Origin of the sequence: Pseudomonas sp. LS-2 (assembly GCF_003605735.1) — a bacterium.
In the GTDB taxonomy this organism is placed as follows: domain Bacteria; phylum Pseudomonadota; class Gammaproteobacteria; order Pseudomonadales; family Pseudomonadaceae; genus Aquipseudomonas.
On sequence record NZ_QXTJ01000039.1, the window covers coordinates 838,504 to 857,539 of the forward strand.

Sequence of the window (19,036 nt, forward strand, 5' to 3'; positions counted from 1 at the left end):
TCCAGCTAATGAGTAGCGGACGTATCGTTCAAATCATCGGCGCCGTGATCGACGTGGAATTTCCACGCGACAGCGTACCGAGCATCTACAACGCGCTGAAAGTACAAGGCGCGGAAACTACTCTCGAAGTTCAGCAGCAGCTGGGCGACGGTGTAGTTCGTACCATTGCGATGGGTTCCACCGAAGGCTTGAAGCGCGGTCTGGACGTTATCGACAGCGGCGCAGCCATCTCCGTACCGGTCGGTAAAGCGACTCTGGGCCGGATCATGGACGTCCTCGGTAACCCGATCGACGAAGCTGGCCCGATCGATACCGAAGAGCGCTGGGGCATTCACCGTCCTGCGCCTTCGTTCGCTGATCAGGCAGGCGGCAACGACCTTCTGGAAACCGGCATCAAGGTCATCGACCTGGTTTGCCCGTTTGCCAAAGGCGGTAAAGTCGGTCTGTTCGGTGGTGCCGGTGTTGGCAAGACCGTAAACATGATGGAACTGATCCGTAACATCGCCATCGAGCACAGCGGTTATTCCGTGTTCGCCGGTGTGGGTGAGCGTACTCGTGAGGGTAACGACTTCTACCACGAGATGAAGGACTCCAACGTTCTGGACAAAGTGGCACTGGTTTACGGCCAGATGAACGAGCCGCCGGGAAACCGTCTGCGCGTAGCTCTGACCGGCCTGACCATGGCCGAGAAGTTCCGTGACGAAGGTAACGACGTTCTGCTGTTCGTCGACAATATCTATCGTTACACACTGGCCGGTACTGAAGTATCCGCACTGCTGGGCCGTATGCCTTCGGCAGTAGGTTACCAGCCGACCCTGGCTGAAGAGATGGGCGTGCTGCAAGAGCGCATCACTTCGACCAAAGAAGGTTCGATCACCTCGATCCAGGCGGTATACGTACCAGCGGACGACTTGACCGACCCGTCGCCAGCGACCACCTTCGCCCACCTGGACGCCACCGTCGTTCTGTCCCGTGACATCGCCTCCCTGGGTATCTACCCGGCGGTCGACCCACTGGACTCGACTTCGCGCCAGCTGGACCCGAACGTCATCGGCCAGGACCACTACGACACCGCTCGCGGCGTCCAGTACGTTCTGCAGCGCTACAAAGAGCTGAAAGACATCATCGCGATCCTGGGTATGGACGAGCTGTCGGAAACCGACAAGCAGTTGGTATCCCGTGCTCGTAAGATTCAGCGCTTCCTGTCGCAGCCGTTCTTCGTGGCTGAAGTCTTCACCGGTGCTTCGGGTAAATACGTTTCCCTGAAAGACACCATTGCTGGCTTCAAAGGCATCCTCGCCGGTGAGTACGACCACCTGCCAGAACAAGCGTTCTACATGGTCGGCGGCATCGAAGAAGCGATCGAGAAAGCCAAGAAACTGTAATCCAGGTGCCCGGCAACGGGCGCTAATCAGGTTGAGGCAAGCAAATGGCTATGACAGTCCATTGCGATATCGTCAGCGCGGAAGGAGAGATTTTCTCCGGTCTGGTCGAGATGGTGATTGCACACGGTAACCTGGGTGATATCGGTATTGCTCCAGGTCACGCGCCGCTGATCACTGATCTGAAGCCGGGCCCGATCCGTCTGATCAAGCAGGGTGGAGAAGCCGAGGTGTTCTACATCTCCGGCGGTTTCCTTGAGGTTCAACCGAACATGGTCAAAGTGCTTGCCGATACCGTGCAACGCGCTGCTGACCTGGACGAAGCCTCTGCTCAGGAAGCCGTTAAGGCTGCCGAGCGCGCCCTGAACGAAAAAGGCGCAGATTTCGATTACGGGTCTGCTGCTGCACGTCTGGCGGAGGCCGCGGCTCAGCTGCGCACCGTTCAGCAAATTCGCAAGAAGTTCGGCGGCTAAGGCCAGCGACGTTCATGCGCGATTGAGTAAAAGGGTAGCCTCGGCTACCCTTTTTCTTTTTCCGCTCTTTTTTCCTGAATCAACGGCCCGGCTTAGGCTGCGGCTCGCTCGCCTGGAATCCCTTCATGTCTCTCGATATCGTCATTCTTGCTGCGGGTCAGGGCACTCGTATGCGTTCGGCCCTGCCCAAGGTCCTGCACCCCGTGGCGGGTAACTCCATGCTGGGACATGTTATCCACAGCGCTCGTCAGCTTTCGCCTGAAGGCATTCACGTGGTGATCGGCCATGGCGCCGAACGGGTTCGCGAGCAACTCGCCGCCGATGACCTCAATTTCGTGCTGCAGGACAAGCAGCTGGGTACCGGTCATGCCGTTGCTCAGGCGGTGCCGGTGTTGAGTGCCGATATCGTCTTGATTCTGTATGGCGATGTTCCGCTGATAGAGGTCGCCACACTGCAACGTCTGCTCACCCTGGTCGACGATCAACAACTGGGTTTGCTGACCGTCACGCTGGACGATCCAACGGGTTATGGCCGTATCGTCCGTGACGCGCAGGGTCGCGTCAGTGCCATCGTCGAGCACAAGGACGCGAGCGAAGCGCAGAAAGCGATCAAAGAAGGCAACACCGGCATTCTCGCAGTGCCTGGCAAGCGTCTCGCAGACTGGCTGAGTCGTCTGTCCAACCACAACGCCCAAGGCGAGTACTACCTGACAGACGTAATCGCCATGGCAGTGCAAGACGGTTTGACTGTAGCGACCGCGCAGCCTCTCGATGCCATGGAAGTGCAGGGCGCCAACGATCGCAAGCAACTTTCCGATCTGGAGCGTCATTACCAGTTGCGTGAAGCTCGCCGCCTGATGGCTTCAGGGGTCACATTGCGTGACCCTGCACGTTTCGACGTGCGTGGTGAAATCACGGTCGGTCGAGACGTGATGATCGATATCAACGTGATTCTCGAAGGACGCGTCATCATCGAGGATGACGTTTCCATTGGCCCTAATTGCGTCATCAAGGACAGCACCTTGCGCAAAGGCGCGGTCATCAAGGCCAACAGTCATCTGGAAGGCGCTATCGTCGGTGAAGCGGCCGATGCTGGTCCGTTCGCGCGCCTGCGTCCGGGAAGCGTGCTGGGGCCACGCGCGCATGTAGGCAACTTCGTAGAACTCAAGAATGCCGAGATGGGCGAGGGCGCCAAGGCGGGACACCTAAGCTACCTCGGCGATGCTGTCATTGGCGCACGGACCAACATCGGTGCGGGCACCATTACGTGTAACTACGACGGTGCCAACAAGCACAAGACGGTACTGGGTGAGGATGTCTTCATTGGTTCGAACAACTCACTGGTGGCGCCTGTGAATATCTCGACGGGCGCGAACACCGCAGCCGGTTCGACCATCACTCAGGATGTGGCGGCGGGGCAACTCGCCGTTGCTCGGGCCCGACAGCGCAATGTCGATGGGTGGAAACGTCCAGTCAAAACCAAAAAAAGCTAAGTTATCCACATTGAGTCAGGCCTGATGGTTGTAAGGCCTGATTCGGTTCGAGCGTGGAACCTTCCGTTTATCCACAGATGTTGCGTGGCCCGACTGATAAGGAACTGAGCCTTATCCGGCTTTATTGACATCTCCCGCTTGACTAAGATCTTTCGTTAGGTTTCTATTCGCTTCGTTATCTTTCGAAACGAAACTTGCGAGCCGAAATGTCGAAACGCAATACTCCACAGCGCCGCCATAACATCCTCGCCTTGCTCAATGAAAAAGGCGAGGTCAGCGTCGACGAATTGGCCAGACGATTCGAAACCTCAGAAGTTACGGTTCGCAAGGATCTCGCTGCGCTGGAAAGTAACGGTTTGCTGATGCGTCGCTACGGCGGTGCGGTTCCTATGCCTCAGGAGCTGATCGGGGAGCCAGGACAACCGGTCTCCCGGTACAAACAAGCCATCGCTCGCGCCGCTGTGAACCTCATCCGCGAACATGCTCGCATCATTATCGATAGCGGCAGTACCACCGCAGCGATGATTCCCGAGCTGGGTCAACAGCCCGGCCTGGTGGTCATGACCAATTCGCTGCATGTCGCGAATGCCCTCGGCGAGCTGGAACATGAACCGGTATTGCTTATGACTGGCGGTACCTGGGACCCCCATTCTGAATCGTTTCAGGGACAGGTCGCCGAGCAGGTGCTGCGTTCTTATGACTTCGACCAGTTGTTCATTGGCGCCGACGGCATCGATTTGCTGCGTGGCACCACGACCTTCAACGAACTGCTGGGCTTGAGTCGAGTGATGGCTGAAGTGTCTCGCGAAGTGATCGTAATGGTCGAGGCCGACAAAGTCGGTCGCAAGATTCCGAATCTGGAACTGCCGTGGAGCAGTGTCCATACCTTTATCACCGATGATCGCCTGCCTCAGGAGGCACGCGAACAAATTCAGGCTCGCGGCGTTACTTTGATCTGCGCCGCTGTTTCCTAGGAGAAGACCATGTGTGGAATCGTCGGCGCCGTCGCTGAACGTAATGTCACTGCCATTTTGCTGGAAGGCCTCAAGCGTCTCGAATACCGCGGTTACGACAGTGCGGGTGTTGCCCTGTTCAGCAACGCCGGTGTGCTTGAGCGCCGCCGCCGCGTGGGTAAGGTCAACGAACTTGAGCAATCGCTGGCGGGTGAGCCTCTGGTGGGTCGTCTGGGTATTGCTCATACCCGTTGGGCGACACATGGCGCACCTGTCGAACACAATGCCCACCCGCATTTCTCGAGTGGCGAACTGGCCGTTGTCCACAACGGCATCATCGAGAATCATGAACCCCTGCGCGAACGCCTGAAAGCTTTGGGCTATCTGTTCACCTCGGACACCGACACCGAAGTCATCGTCCATTTGCTGCACCATAAATTGCAGGACACCCCAGACCTCACCGCAGCACTCAAGGCAACGGTCAAGGAACTGCATGGTGCATACGGTCTGGCCGTGATCAGCGCAAAACAGCCGGATCGTGTGGTTGCAGCTCGCAGCGGCAGCCCGTTGGTAGTGGGCCTGGGACTGGGTGAAAACTTCCTGGCTTCGGACCAACTGGCGTTGCGTCAGGTCACCGACCGTTTCGTGTATCTGGAAGAGGGCGACATCGCCGAGATTCGTCGCGACAGCGTGCAGATCTGGGCAGCTGATGGGCAGTCGGTCGAGCGTGAAATCGTGCAGCATCGCGAAGGCGCCGAAGCGGCTGACAAAGGTGAGTTTCGTCACTTCATGCTCAAGGAAATCCATGAGCAGCCAAAAGTGGTTCAACGAACCCTGGAAGGTCGTCTGGGTGAGCAGCAGGTGCTGGTGCAGGCGTTCGGTCCGCAAGCGGCTGAGCTGTTCGCGAAAGTCCGCAACGTTCAAATCGTGGCCTGTGGCACCAGCTACCACGCCGGCATGGTCGCCCGTTACTGGCTCGAAGGTCTGGCAGGAATTCCATGTCAGGTTGAAGTGGCCAGCGAATTCCGCTATCGCAAGGTCGTGGTGCAGCCTGATACGTTGTTCGTTTCGATTTCGCAGTCTGGTGAAACGGCAGATACACTCGCGGCGCTGCGTAACGCGAAAGAACTGGGCTTCCTCGCCAGCCTGGCTATCTGTAACGTCGGCATCAGCTCGTTGGTCCGGGAATCGGACCTGACGTTGTTGACCCAGGCCGGTCCGGAAATCGGCGTCGCGTCCACCAAGGCGTTCACTACCCAACTGGTGGCGCTGATGTTGCTGACCCTGTCACTGGGCCAGGTAAAAGGCTCGCTGGGCGCTGGTGTCGAGGCCGAGCTGGTTGAGGAACTGCGCCGTTTGCCAACTCGCCTGGGTGAAGCGTTGGCGATGGACAGCACCGTGGAGAAGGTGGCCGAGCTGTTCTCTGAGAAGAACCACACCCTGTTCCTCGGGCGCGGGGCGCAATTCCCGGTAGCGATGGAAGGTGCCTTGAAACTCAAGGAGATTTCCTACATCCACGCCGAAGCTTATCCGGCAGGCGAGCTCAAGCATGGCCCTCTGGCGCTGGTCGACAGCGACATGCCCGTCGTGACCGTGGCACCGAACAACGAGTTGCTGGAAAAGCTGAAGTCCAACCTGCAGGAAGTCCGCGCCCGCGGCGGCGAACTGGTGGTCTTTGCCGACGAGCAGGCCGGTCTGAACAACGGGGAGGGGACCCACGTCATCTCGATGCCGCACATCATCGATGCACTCGCCCCGATCCTGTACACCATTCCGCTGCAACTGCTTTCGTACTATGTGGCCGTGCTCAAGGGCACTGACGTCGATCAGCCGCGCAACCTGGCGAAATCCGTCACAGTGGAATAAGTTATCCACAGTCCGTTTAACCACGACAAACCCACCCCTGAGGTGGGTTTGTCGTTTTTGCCTGTAGATAACTGTCAGATCACGCCGCACTCATCTGCGTAGTCTCTTTGTTTTCCGATTTCCCCGCCTGCATCACCGCCCATTTCATAAACTCGACGATTGCCCATTCCTCGCGACGCTCCTTGGCGCAGTACACGAAATAGTCGAATTTGAGCTCGGATGTCGCATGGGTAACTTGCACCAGGCGCTTGGATTGCAAGGCTTCGGAGGCAAAGACGCTGTTGACCAGCGCGATCCCTTGGCCGGCGCAGGCGGCACTTATCAACAGGGATTCGTCGCCATAACTGGAGCCTTGAATCATTTTTCGGTTGCCCATGCCGAATGCATTCATCCACACCTTCCAGTAATTGCGCTCAGTGTCTTGCAGCAGTGGATAAGTCAGGCAGTCCTGCGGGGTTTTGATGTTGTGCTGTTTGTCCAACAGGGTCGGACTGCACACGGGGATCAGATACGAGGACCAGAGTCGTGTGGCGTGATTGTCGGGGCTGCTGGCCATTTCCCGCTGGATGGAGATATCCACATGCCCATGTTTCAGGTCGGACAAACCGTTACAGATCTGGATCGAAATTTCGATGTTCGGGCAGCGTTCCTTGAAATCTCCCAATGCCGGGATCAGCCAGGTACTGGCGATGGTAGACGTCGTGCTGATGACCAGCCGCGTTTGCCTGGGCTGCTTGTGCGCCGCTCCTGACCAGGCTTTTTCGATGACGTCGAAGGTATCGGCGAGTTCGTCGAACAGGCTGCGACCACTGGCGGTCAGTTGTATGCCCTTGGCGTCTCGCTCAAACAGGCGCTTGCCAATCTGGTCTTCAAGGCCCTTTATTTGCTGGCTGATCGCGGCAGGAGATACGCACAGGTGGTCCGCCGCTCGTTTCATGCTGCCGACCTTGCACACCTCGACGAAGGTACGAAGGGCGATCAACGGAATCGCTCTGCTCATCTTGCATACTCCGCCGAGATGTCACAGCCGCAAGGCCATAAAGTCAGTGAGCCAGTGAGTGTCGCCATTTCGGTCGTTCCAGAAAGCCTGTCTGTTTCATTGCACGCGGCGGTTAGAGGAAATCCGGGCACAACAGCGCCCCGTCTGGTCAACGCCACCAGACAACCGCGTCTCGGGTTCAGCTGTGGATAACTGTTCGATCAGGTGGTTGCAGGGGTGTCCTGTGTTTCGGCCGCTGGCTTGGGTCTGCTCTTGCTGAGCACGAACCACACCGCCAGACAGATCAGGCCGCCGCCGTAGAGATGTCCAGCGGACAGGCTTTCGTCGAGAAACATCACACCCCAGAGCACGCCAAATGGCGGTACCAGAAAGGTGACCGTCAGTGATCGGACCGGGCCAATGTCGGCAATCAGGCGGAAATACAGAATGTAAGCACACGCCGTGCAGATGAACCCGACGGCAGCCAAGGCCAGCCAGACGGTTGAGTTGCCCCAGGAGGCGGGCGGGTTGACGGTGGTCGAGATCGCGAAGAATGGCGCGAGGAAAAGCGTGGCGCCGATCTGGCTGCCAAAAGCGACCAGTTTGGCGTCGAGGCCACCCTGGTCCGCTATCCATTGACGGGTCAGGAAGCCTGCCGCGCCGTAGCAACTGGTCGCGACCAGACAGGCCAGCGCTCCCATGACCACGGTCGTGGTGAACGTCACCGGGCCGGTGGTGGTCAGCAAAGTTATCCCCAGCAGGCCGATGAAAACGCCTGCCGCTTTTTTCGGGGTCAACGTGTCATTGAAGAACATCGAGCCAATCAGGACACCCATCAAAGGAGTGGTCGCGTTGAGAATCGCCGAGTACCCCGCTGGCAATAACAATGCGGCCATGCTGTACATCAAGAACGGAATGCCGGAATTGATAACACCCAAAACCATTGTGGCTTTGAGTTTGCCCTGGAAATCGTGACGCGTTTTCAGCATGGCAAGAATTACAAATAAACCGATCGCACCGAGTAATACCCTGAAGAACGCAGTCGGCAATGCGCCTAATACCGGCGCGGCCACGCGCATGAAAAGGAAACTTGCGCCCCATATTGCGGCGAGCAGAAGTAACCGAACAAAGTCAGAGGGCCTCATGACACTTCCTTCTCAAATCCAATACACCCTGAAGAACGACTCCACACTTGCTGATTGACGCTCGCTGAGTCGGGGTGTGATGATTTGAGCAGTGTCTCAAGCCGTGCTCAAGCGAGCTTTTCTTAAGCGCATTAGATTTTCTTAACTGAGGACCGGCATGAAATTCCCGCCCCTGTACGCGCTGCTGTGTTTCGAAGCGACAGGGCGTCACGCCAGCATGAAGAGCGCGGCGGGCGAGCTTTTCGTGACCCCGGCGGCGATCAGTCAACAGATCGCCAAGCTTGAAAAGGCCGTGGGCGTGACGCTGTTCATCCGCAATACCAAACGCCTGGAGTTGACCCCGGAGGGCAAGATCTACCTGCGGGCCATTCGCCCGGCGTTGGGGCAGATTTCCGACGCGACCCAGCGACTGATGAGCGATAACGGTCCCAACACCATCACCGTCAGTTGCACCAGCGGCTTCGCCATGCAGTGGCTACTGCCGCGCCTTCCCGATTTTCAAGCCATTTGCCCCGGTATCGAAGTGTTGATCAGCACCACCAACAGGCTCGTTGACTTGTTGGGCGATGGTGTTGATTTCGCGGTGCGCCACGGCCTTGGGCGCTATCCAGGCCTTGAGGTCGAGATGCTGATCAACGACCGGCTTCAACCGGTCTGTAGCCCAAGCCTGCTGCCGGATTCGCGCTACCTGTCATCACCGATCGATCTGAAGAGCTACAACCTGCTGCACGACGAGCACCGGGAAGACTGGGCGTTGTGGCTCAGGGCGGTGGGTATTGAAGACGCCGAGGCCGCAGTGCATCGAGGCTCGGTGTTCGTCGATTCCAATGGCGTGATCGAAGCGGCGTTGGCGGGAATGGGGATTGCGCTGGTTCGTCGTTCGCTGATTCGAGACGAGTTGGCCTCAGGCCGATTGGTGGTGCCTTTTCGCGCAACCATCGATACACCGATCGCGTATTACCTGGTCTATGACGAGACCGCCATTTTGCCTAAATCCAGTCGGCAATTTCGGGACTGGCTGGTGTCTCAGGCCATTGCGAGTCAGCGAGAGTTCACCACCCGCTGAACGGGATTTCTCTAGCAGTCCGCCTCGCGGGCAGCCCTCTCGAACAGTTCCGGCAATGAGCCGGACGCCCGCTGGCCGCGTCAGGTCGTCGCGTTCTGCCTGTTTTAATTCGATGTTTATCGCGACAGTTAAGTCCTACTTCAGTGTTCAAGCGGGTTACACAGGACCCGTTTAATGCCCATAACGTGTTGATAAAACGACTGATTAAGCAGTGATGAGTTAAGTCAGACTTAACCGCTGCTTGCGTATTTCTTGTTTGCTCACTTCTTGGATTTTCTTCAGCTTATCCCTCCACTCAATGGCGTTATTCAGTAGCAGCGAGCGCCAATCAAACAACGAGCTGGGATGCTCCGGGCTGAGGGAAACTCCATGACTGACTTTCAAATATTTCGCCCCATGGCGTGGGACAAACTGGTTCATGAATATGATCTGGACGGTTCCCGGCTGCTGCCTTGGGACGGTTATCCAACGCCAATTGGTGGTGGTTGGTGTGTCGTGCGTCCACACACGAAGTCGTTGTCCCATACCCAGATTGATCAGGAGTTCTTCATCGGCATCAAAGGCACCGCCAAACTGGTAGTGGGCGATCAGACTTACCCGTTCACCATGGGCGATATCGCCGCCATCCCGAAACACACTGACCATTACGTGCTGAATGACACCGACGAAGACTTCCACTTTTATGTGGTCTGGTGGGATCGGGATTCGGCCAATCGATTCCTTGACGAAGATGCCCAGCAGGCCGTTGCCCTGAACGAATTCGCGCTGCAAAAGGCGACGATCCATGACGTGTCCGATCAGAGGGCTTCGTAATGGGCAAGTTACTGGTCACCATCACTCCGCCAACCCCCAATGGCGATCTGCATATCGGTCATATGGCTGGCCCATTTCTCGCCGCCGATATCTACACTCGCGCGCAACGCCAGCGAGGCCATGACTGCACGCTGGTCTCGTACTCCGACGACTATCAGTCGTACATGCTGCGCCGTGGCATCGAACTGGACCGTGCGCCACAGGAGTTGGCGCTGGAAAACACTGACAAGATCAACGACACCTTGAAGAAGATGGGGATAGAAGTCGATTTCTGGATGCGCCCCTATCGCAACAATTACTTCAAGAAAGCGGTTGAGGAGATGTATGAGTTTGCGGTGAAGGCGGGTGCGGTCTACAAGAAGGTCAGTCAGGAGCCTTACTGCGAACACTGCGACAAATGGGGCTATGAAGCCTTTGGGCGAGGTCACTGCGATCACTGTGGATCAGACTCGGACGCCAGTCAGTGCGAAGAGTGTGCGCATACCCCCAATGCATCGAAGATGAGCAACTTCCGCTGCAAGCTGTGTTCGGCGCAGATGATCTGGCGGCCTGTGGAGCGAGAGTTTCTGGCGCTTTCCAATTTCCGCAATCACCTCAAAAGCAGCTTTGAACACGCGCCGCTCCGGCCTTTTATCCGCCGTTTCCTCAATGAGGAGTTCGAAATCGGTCCGGTGGACTGGGGCATCACTCGCCCGCATGACGGGGGTCTGGACCTCAAGCCCGACGGCAGCCGTCGTATCCATACCTGGGTCATGGGGCTTTCTGGCTATCTCGGCGCGTTTCGTGAGTATCTCAACGAACACAAACATGCGCCTTGGGAATACGACGAATACTGCCGCTCTGGAAAAGGCCGACTGGTGCACTTCCTCGGCTACGACTGCGCATTCAGCCACATGATGGTTTATCCGTCCTTGTTGCAGACCATGCACGGCTACCGCATGCGTCAGACCTTCTACACCAATCAGTTCCTGACCTTGAACGGCAAGAACCTCTCGACCAGCCGCAACTACGCGATCTGGGCACGGGATCTGGTTGCTGACGCATGCACTGACAGTGCGCGGTTTTACCTGGCCCTCATCGCGCCGGAGCAGGACACCGATGATTTCGATGTCAAGAAATTTGCGGCCTGGCGCGAAGAAACGTTCAACGAAGTGCTGGTCAAGCTGGCGGCTCAAGCAGAACGCGAGCGCATCGAAGGTGACACCTTGAAGATGAGCTCGGCGGATGCATCGGCGATCAAGATCTTCGTGACGCGCTGGTTCGAAGTGACATCGGTGGATCACTTCACCATGAAGGGGCTGGCGGTGTTGCTGTCGGACGTGATCAACGCGGCTCGGGATCGTCAGTTGCTCGGCAAGCGAATTCTGCCGTTCATGGGGTTGATCGGTGCCATCGGCGCGCCGGTGTTTCCCGAGCTTGCCAAGCAGATCCTGCGCTACTGCCGTTTTACCGAGAACGAAGTGTTCCATCAGCTGGTGTACGTCAGCGCCGTCGAGTACGAGATCTGATCCGGGAGTGACGCTGATGAAAACCTCATTCGATGTGATTGTGATCGGCGCCGGGGTGATGGGATCGTCAATCGCCGCAGCCCTCGTCGAAAGCGGTCTGGATGTCGCCCTTATGGAAAAGGGCATCGCTGGCGGCCAGGGCGCGACACGCGACACGGGCGGGATCGTTCGGGGTCTGGAACTGGATCCGGCGCTGCGGCCACTGACCCGGCGCGGGGCCCATCATGGCAACACCGGCATCGTCCACGCCATGTTCGAGCAGGCGCTCAAGCGTACGGGGGTTGCCTACATCGCCAGCTCTGAGGTCTGCGGTCGTTATCTGGATGCGGTGGGTAGCGAAGGAACCCAGAGTGTCGAGCTGCATGCCTCCGTCAGCGCGCTGGATAACGGCCGCTTCACGCCGTTCTGCCGCGACGAATGCCTGCTCATCGAGCGCGATGGCGGGATGGTCGATGCCAGGGTCACGGTGTCCAACTTGTGTCGGTACATCAGCGAGAAAGCGACGTTCCTCGATCATCTGGCCGTTGATCGTTGCGTCGAACTCGATGGCATGGTTCAGGTACATGCGAGCAAGTTATGCCTGGAGGCTACGTGGGTCGTGGATGCCTGTGGCGCTTCCAGTCCGGTCTCAAGACCTGTCGGCGCAGTGCATGCGCGCACCATTCCGTTCACACGGTTGAGCTGCGATCAGGTGCCGAGCATGCCGATAATTGCTCACCATCTGAATACCTACCTTTTGCCACTCGGACGCAACCTGATGCAGGTCGGCGGGCAGCGTCGTCATCGCGCGGATCGCGCCGAGCAGTTGAACCTGTCGTTGCTGGACAACGAACAGGACGTCGTGGAGCGCGTCACCCGGCTCGGCTACGACAGACTGCACACCCTCCCGGTCGTGACCCAGATTGCCTGGGACGCCTACACCGAAGATGGCCGTCCGCTGATTGGCCGCTCCACACGCGAAAGTCATATTTATCTGGCGACCGGATTCTGCGGGATCGGCTTCAAGATGGCGCCAAGCGTCGCCGAGTTGCTGGCGTTCGAACTGGGCGGGCTGATGGCCGGCTCGCAGATGGAGGGGGAGCACCGTTCGATCATGGAAGCGTTCTGTCCCTCGCGTTTTACCGAGGTTGCCTTTTCATGATGCGGCTGGGGATCTGCGCCGCACTGGACGTCGGCACTACGTTGCACGCTCGCAGCTTTCTGCGAGGCGTGTACCTTTCCAGCCATCTGTTCGGCAATGTGCGTCGGGCCCGCCACTTCTATTTCAATGACGATGCCAACGCCGACGGCGGGCGTGCGGCGGCCAGGAGCTTTATCGAAGCGCGTGTGGATGCTGTGATCGGTCATTTCGCTTCCGAGTCCGCTGCAGCCGTCGTGCAAACTTATGCACAGGCCGGCATTCCGTTGATTCTTCCGGCGTCGACGTGTGCCGCACTGACCGAAGACGGCAGCACCACTTTCCGTGTTTGTGCATCGGACCGTGTAATTGCCAGACGATTGCTGGCCTTCGCTGAAAGCCAAGGGCTACTCAGGCTGGCCCTGTCTGCTGATCCCAGTCTTCATGGTCAGCAACAACTGCGTGAGCTACAGGCCGCAGCAACGTTATCCACAGTCGAAATCGTCGAGGACAATCGCCAGGCCCAAGCTTTGGTGTTCTGCGGACGCTTGAAAGCCAGTCGCCAATTCCTTGTGGACAACCGTGCTGGCGGTTGTGGATTACCACTTTTCTTCACGGATGACGCTGCTTCGCCAGCGCTGGTCGATGGCCTGGAACGAACCGGTACCGTCTACGTGGTCAGTTTTCCCATCGCCTCCGATCTGCCCGAGGCCCAATCAGTGGATCTGGCCTATCAGCGCATCTACGGCGAGCAGGCTCCGGTCTACGCCATCGAAACACTGGCGGCGTTCTCGCTGGTGGATCTAGCGATGTCTCAGCCCCGCGGGCTGCTGGATGCACTGCGCTTCGAACAGTTTTCCACACCCGCCGGCCCCATCAGTTTCAGCAACGGGGAAAACGATCACGCCCGGGTTTCGCTGTGGGTCTATGCCGACGAATGTGCCCACGAACGGCGCTTGCTGTGTTGAATCGGGCCTCTTCGGGCTCGCCAAGTCTTTAAACCTTTCAGGAAGGACCACCATGAATCAGTTTGAAATCGAGGGTTTGCGTCAGGAGCTGGACGTCGTGTCGGTCGGCTTCGGCCCCGCCGGTATCGCACTGGCCTGTGCGTTGGAAGACGAAGCCGAGGAAAACGGCAAAAAGCCGTTTGCGCGGGTGCGCTTCTTTGAAAAGGGACGCGATTCGACGTGGCATGGCGCGTTCCTGCTGGCTGGTACCGATATCAACCATCACGTTTTTCGAGACCTGGTGACACCGCGCAATCCCCGCAGCCGTTTCTCGTTCGCGATGTACCTGAAGGAAAAGGGGCGCCTGTACAAGTTCGGCCTGCTGGGACGTCCGGCCAGTCGCGTGGAGTGGTCAGACTACATCGGTTGGGTGGCCTCGCAGCTGAAAGACTACGTGGCCTACGAGGAGGGCGTGCTCGATGTGCTCCCGGTGACCGAAAAAGGCATTCTCAAGGGGGTCGACGTCATCACCGCACAGGGGACGTATCGCACCAGGCGGCTGGTTCTTTCCCATGGCAGCCTGCCGAGAATTCCCGAAGCGTTCAGCCCTCATCTGGGCGGTCGTGTATTCCACACCTCGCAATATCTTAAAAACATCCACCTGGGCGGCGGGCCGATCGCCCAGCGTTGGCTGGTGCTGGGCTCGGGTCAAAGCGCCGGTGAGGCCGTCGCGCATCTGCTTGGCGCAGCGCCGACCACTCAAGTGCATTCGGTTCATCGGGGTGTCGGGTTCCGCGTGGGTCAGCTCGGGCAATTTCCCAACATGGCGTTCCTGCCGGAACAGGTGGATTACTTCCATCAACTGGAGCCTGGCCGTCGCAGCAAAGTGTTCGACGAGATTCGTTCGACCAACTACGCGGGCATCGACGCCGACGAAAGTCAGGCGTTGTACTCCTTCATGTACGAAGGCGAGGTCAGTGGGCATCAGCGCCTCAATCTGCACACCTGGTCCAGCGTCNCAACACGGGTGTGGAGACCACGCTGTATGTAGACGGCATTGTGCTCGGCACCGGTTACGAGCAACTGGCGGTGCCCCCGTTATTGACGCTGTTGCAACCTTGGCTGCTGCGTGAAGAGGACGGCAGTCTCGCAGTGGATCGGCATTACCGCGTCGGTCTGCAAAACAGCGAAGGCTTGCAGATACTGGCAAATGGCACGTCAGAAAAAACCCACGGCATCAGCGATGCGCAGTCGTTCTCGATGGTTGCGCTACGCGCTCAGCAACTGACGGATGCGCTGCTGGCCACTCAGCCTCGACAACTGGCGCCGGTGGTGGCTCATCCAGCATTGTCCAAACCTGCGCGCGCCGAGGCACGGCCATGAACTTCATTTCTCATATCGTTGGCGATTCCAACTTCGTCCGGCTCAAGGGGCTAGGGTTCGAAAATCTCCATCTGAAACTGGAGTCCTGCAACCCGGCAGGCTCCATCAAGATGAAGACAGCCATCGGCCTGATCGACTCCTATGCCGAGCGCCGACTTATCCACAAGGACACCGTGCTGATCGAGTCGTCCTCAGGCAACCTTGGTGTAGCGCTGGCGATGATCTGTGCCGAGCGCGGCTACAAGTTCTGCTGCGTGGTCGATCCAAACACCAATCTGCACAACATCAAGATGATGGAAGCCTTTGGCGCGCAGATTGTGATCGTCACCGAACGCGACGACAACGACGGCTATCTAGGGACCCGCATCCGTTACATTCGCGACACCGTGGCGCGAGATCCGCGCCATCTATGGCTCAATCAATACAGCAACCCTGCCAACGCTCGGACGCATGAGCAGACCACTGCACGCTCGATTCATATCGCGTTTCCCGCATTGGATTATCTGGTGGTGGGCGCCGGTACTACCGGTACGCTGATGGGCTGCGTGCAGTATTTCCGCAAGCATTCGCCCCGGACCAAGATCATTGCCGTGGACAGTGCCGGTTCGGTGACATTTGGCCAGGCCCCCGGCAAGCGTTTCATTCCGGGGTTGGGTTCGAGCCAGATGCCGCCGATCTTCAAGTCCAATCATCTGCACAAGCAGCAGGTTGTGGATGAGCGCGCGACCGTCGCGATGTGCCGCTGGCTCGCTAGGTCCAACGGCATTCTGGCGGGCGGTTCGACGGGCACGGTGGTGGCCGGCCTGGCAGCGCCATCGTTGGGGATTCCCAAAGACGCCGTGGTGGTGGCGATCTCCCCCGATGCGGGCGAACGGTATCTGGAGACCATCTACAACGACGAGTGGGTCATGCAGAAGTTTGGCCGCGCCGAACTGTCGGCGCTGAGCTCAAAGCCCATCAGTCGTTACCTTCACGATTACGTCCACACCTTCGAGGGGGAGGAAGCCCATGTCTGATTTCCACGTCATTCCCGGCGCCGTGATCAAGGACCTCCTCGACAGTCAGGCGCACACGATGGTCGCTCGCGTGGAGCAGGTCTATCTGCAGCATCACGATGGCCTGACGCTCAATCCGGACAGCTACTTTCTGCGTTTTCCACAGCAACCTGCCAATCGCATCATCGCGCTCCCCGCGTCACTTGAAGGCGACGACGCTGTCGCCGGCATTAAATGGATTTCCAGTTTCCCCGGCAATGTCGCTGATCAGAAGCCTCGAGCTTCGGCAGTCGTCATCCTCAACGACCGCGAAACCGGCTACCCCTACGCATGCCTCGAAGGAGCGCAAATCAGTGCCGTGCGAACGGCGGCATCGGCGGTGTCAGGTGCTTACTGGCTCAACGGTCAGTCACGTAAGGCGCACTCCGTGGGATTCATCGGCGCAGGCGTCATTGCTCGCAACATCGCACGCATGCTGGCTGTGGAAAACTGGAAGATAGGCCAGGCAGTTGTCCATGATTTCGACGATGCCTCGACCAAGGCCCTGTCCGGCTATATCGAACAAATCGACTTATGCACAGCCCGCACCGGGTCGCTTGAACAAGCGCTGGCTGCCGATCTGGTGATCTTCGCCACGACCGCTGGCGAGCCTTATGTAAAACCGCCGATGAGCTTTCGAGCGGGGCAGGTGGTGCTGAACATTTCGTTGCGGGACATCGCGCCGCAGTTGCTGCTGGAAGCGAACAACCTCTGCGATGACGTGGAGCATTGCATGAAGGCGAACACTTCGCCGCACCTGGCCGAGCAGTTGATCGGCCATCGTGCATTCATGAACGGCACCCTGGCGGGTCTGATTCGTGGTGAGGTCGAGCTGGACCCCGGCAAAGCGTCGATTTTCTCGCCCTTTGGTCTGGGGGTGCTGGACCTGGCGCTGAGCAAATTCATCGTCGATACCGCGATGGCTGACTCGCGTGCGATCGCTATCGATTCGTTCTTCGGAGAAACGCTGAGATGGAACTGAGCACTGCGCTTCCCAAGGAAAGGTTTTCTGCCAACGATGCGAAAGAGCCCGCGATCAGGGTCGGTATTGTTGGCTGTGGCTCCCGCGGCTTGACGTTGCTGGAGCGACTGTGTGCGTTGGCCGGCGAGAGCGAGCGTCGCGTCGAGATCAGTGTGTTCGATCCCCATCGGCCGGGGCCGGGTCTGCACTCGGTAGAGCAGCCTGATTATCTGATGCTCAACACCGTGGCGTCGCAGATCTCGATGTTCCCGGATCGGGCAGCGCTCGGCGGTTCCAATGGTCGCCAGGGTCCGAATTTCTACGAGTGGTGCTTGCGGTTCAAACCTGGGGGCCGGCCGGTCCAGGCGAACGAATTTCTTCCTCGCCGATGGCTCGGCGAGTATCTGGCATGGACCTACGATGAAGTGATTCGCACGTTGCCAGACAATGTGCATGTTGTTCATTACGCCACGGTTGTGGATAAAATCGAACATACCGATTTGGGCGGCTTTGAACTGTCCACAGAGCATGGGCTAAAACATCATCTGGATTGGCTATTGATCACGATTGGTCATGGCAAAGCCCCAATGCCTGTGGAAAAAGTTGATCGTGTTACGCGCCGCGTGTGCCCTTATCCACAGCCCAATTCGCTGAGCAGTATTACGTCCACAGACCTCGTGGGTGTGGAAGGACTTGGACTGTCGGCGATGGATGTAGTGGCCGGGTTGACCGTTGGCAGGGGCGGGGCGTTCGTCCAAGCACCGGAAGGTCTGCGCTACAAGGCTTCCGGCGAAGAGCCGCGCGTATTCATGTATTCACGAAGCGGCCTGCCATACCGCACCCGGCCGGATATTGCAGCGCATCGTACAGGCGGATCGCCCTTGATCTTCACGCTGTCGGCGGTCGCCGATCTGCGAGCTGGCAATCCGCAGGGGCTGGATTTCGAGCGTCAAGTGCTCCCGCTGCTCAAGGCTGAAATGCTCGCGGAATACTTCGGCTTGATCGCGGCGTTGAGAGGTGAATCTGCGGCACGGGTGAAATCCGAGTTGGCGACAGCCTTTCTGTTGGGCGATATGGAAGGCAAAACCCATGAGCTCGCCCGACGCTTTGATGCTGAAATGCTGGACGACAGCGCCTTCGCACCTCTCCATCTACGAGCGCCTGTGGATAATTACGCGCAATGGGTTCGAGCCTTCATTGAAGCGGACTTGCAGGAGAGCATTGTTGATCTTGATCACAGCCCTCTTAAAGCCGCGGTAGAAGTCTGGAGAAGTTGCCGTGAACAATTGCGGCGCGTTGTGGATAACCGTGGACTGACGCCCGCGTCGCGCAAAATCTTCTTCAGCCAATACGCCCCTCTGGTCAACCCCATGGTGGCCGGGCCGCAGAAAGAGCGCCATCAGGAGATACTGGCGCTTGAGGAGGCAGGAATACTGCAATGGGTTCACGGATCGAAAGTTATCCACAACAAAGCGTCGGGCGCCGTGTCGATCACGTTGAACTGCGACCAGATTGTCACCCTTGACGCACTGATAGCTGCCCATGTCAGTAGTAACGCAACCGCCGTCGTTCAACCAGTGATCATTCGACAGCTCATGGAAAGAGGAATCGTCCATAGCCTCGACGATCTGGGAGGGTGTTACGTGAACAGCGTGGGCAAAGCCCAGCCGAATCTGTGGATAACCGGCCCTATCGTCGAAGGCGCTACTTATTACAACCACTACGTGCCTTCGTCGGGCAGTTATTCACGCGCTTTCGTCGATGCAGATCGGATGGCGCGGGAGATGTTGGGGATTCTTGTACATTGAGTCCCAAGGCCGTTGCGGACCGTGAATGGATTCCCGAGCGCCCCTACTGCGCAATCTGTTCAGGGCGCGATCTGTGGCAGCCTTGGTTCCTGCCAACGGAGCCATGAC

The 19,036-nt window shown here is 58.1% G+C and carries 14 protein-coding genes and 1 pseudogene; 13 read left to right on the plus strand and 2 right to left on the minus strand.

The features are described from left to right. Positions 1 to 8: 8 nt before the first annotated feature. The 5 genes from atpD to glmS all read left to right on the plus strand — a co-directional run bounded on the left by atpD (position 9) and on the right by glmS (position 6,167). Entirely contained in the window at positions 9 to 1,385 is a 1,377-nt protein-coding gene (gene atpD / locus D3M70_RS25115; protein WP_062386203.1) for a F0F1 ATP synthase subunit beta, read from the plus strand. Positions 1,386 to 1,429: 44 nt separating this feature from the next. Further along, positions 1,430 to 1,855, plus strand: coding sequence for a F0F1 ATP synthase subunit epsilon (locus D3M70_RS25120; RefSeq protein WP_037016911.1), 426 nt, complete (start codon positions 1,430 to 1,432; stop codon positions 1,853 to 1,855). 125 nt (positions 1,856 to 1,980) lie between these two features. Beyond that, entirely contained in the window at positions 1,981 to 3,348 is a 1,368-nt protein-coding gene (glmU, locus tag D3M70_RS25125) for a bifunctional UDP-N-acetylglucosamine diphosphorylase/glucosamine-1-phosphate N-acetyltransferase GlmU (RefSeq protein ID WP_120128296.1), read from the plus strand. Positions 3,349 to 3,554: 206 nt separating this feature from the next. Further along, complete coding sequence (locus tag D3M70_RS25130; protein WP_120128297.1) at positions 3,555 to 4,322, plus strand: DeoR/GlpR family DNA-binding transcription regulator; 768 nt, start codon at positions 3,555 to 3,557, stop codon at positions 4,320 to 4,322. 9 nt (positions 4,323 to 4,331) lie between these two features. After that, positions 4,332 to 6,167: a glutamine--fructose-6-phosphate transaminase (isomerizing) gene (gene glmS / locus D3M70_RS25135; protein WP_120128298.1), complete on the plus strand. Its 1,836-nt coding sequence runs from the start codon at positions 4,332 to 4,334 to the stop codon at positions 6,165 to 6,167. Between the two features lie 79 nt (positions 6,168 to 6,246). On the opposite strand, the gene D3M70_RS25140 is transcribed toward glmS, so the two are convergent. Beyond that, positions 6,247 to 7,167, minus strand: a complete 921-nt coding sequence (locus tag D3M70_RS25140; RefSeq protein ID WP_120128299.1) for a LysR substrate-binding domain-containing protein — start codon at positions 7,165 to 7,167, stop codon at positions 6,247 to 6,249. A 200-nt stretch (positions 7,168 to 7,367) separates the two neighbouring features. Continuing rightward, on the minus strand, positions 7,368 to 8,291 hold the full coding sequence (locus D3M70_RS25145; protein WP_120128300.1) for a DMT family transporter: 924 nt from the start codon (positions 8,289 to 8,291) through the stop codon (positions 7,368 to 7,370). 157 nt (positions 8,292 to 8,448) lie between these two features. Here D3M70_RS25145 and gcvA point away from each other — a divergent pair, with 157 nt between their 5' ends. The 8 genes and pseudogenes from gcvA to D3M70_RS25185 all read left to right on the plus strand — a co-directional run bounded on the left by gcvA (position 8,449) and on the right by D3M70_RS25185 (position 18,928). Next, complete coding sequence (gene gcvA / locus D3M70_RS25150) at positions 8,449 to 9,357, plus strand: transcriptional regulator GcvA (RefSeq protein ID WP_120128301.1); 909 nt, start codon at positions 8,449 to 8,451, stop codon at positions 9,355 to 9,357. 369 nt (positions 9,358 to 9,726) lie between these two features. Then, complete coding sequence (locus D3M70_RS25155) at positions 9,727 to 10,170, plus strand: cupin domain-containing protein (protein ID WP_120128302.1); 444 nt, start codon at positions 9,727 to 9,729, stop codon at positions 10,168 to 10,170. Beyond that, complete coding sequence (locus D3M70_RS25160; RefSeq protein ID WP_120128303.1) at positions 10,170 to 11,678, plus strand: methionine--tRNA ligase; 1,509 nt, start codon at positions 10,170 to 10,172, stop codon at positions 11,676 to 11,678. The genes D3M70_RS25155 and D3M70_RS25160 overlap by 1 nt, the downstream gene beginning before the upstream one ends. A 16-nt stretch (positions 11,679 to 11,694) precedes the next feature. Continuing rightward, positions 11,695 to 12,819, plus strand: coding sequence for an FAD-binding oxidoreductase (locus D3M70_RS25165; RefSeq protein ID WP_120128304.1), 1,125 nt, complete (start codon positions 11,695 to 11,697; stop codon positions 12,817 to 12,819). Continuing rightward, positions 12,816 to 13,763: an ABC transporter substrate-binding protein gene (locus D3M70_RS25170; RefSeq protein ID WP_120128305.1), complete on the plus strand. Its 948-nt coding sequence runs from the start codon at positions 12,816 to 12,818 to the stop codon at positions 13,761 to 13,763. The genes D3M70_RS25165 and D3M70_RS25170 overlap by 4 nt, the downstream gene beginning before the upstream one ends. Before the next feature lie 52 nt (positions 13,764 to 13,815). After that, a partial coding sequence (locus D3M70_RS25175; protein WP_256659968.1) for a SidA/IucD/PvdA family monooxygenase occupies positions 13,816 to 14,760 on the plus strand: 945 nt, incomplete at its 3' end. 361 nt (positions 14,761 to 15,121) lie between these two features. Further along, positions 15,122 to 17,141 (plus strand): annotated as a pseudogene (gene sbnA, locus D3M70_RS25180) (2,3-diaminopropionate biosynthesis protein SbnA). Beyond that, positions 17,132 to 18,928 carry an FAD/NAD(P)-binding protein gene (locus D3M70_RS25185; RefSeq protein ID WP_120128306.1) on the plus strand — a complete coding sequence of 599 codons (1,797 nt, stop codon included), beginning with the start codon at positions 17,132 to 17,134 and terminating at the stop codon, positions 18,926 to 18,928. The pseudogene sbnA and the gene D3M70_RS25185 overlap by 10 nt, the downstream one beginning before the upstream one ends. Positions 18,929 to 19,036: the final 108 nt, after the last annotated feature.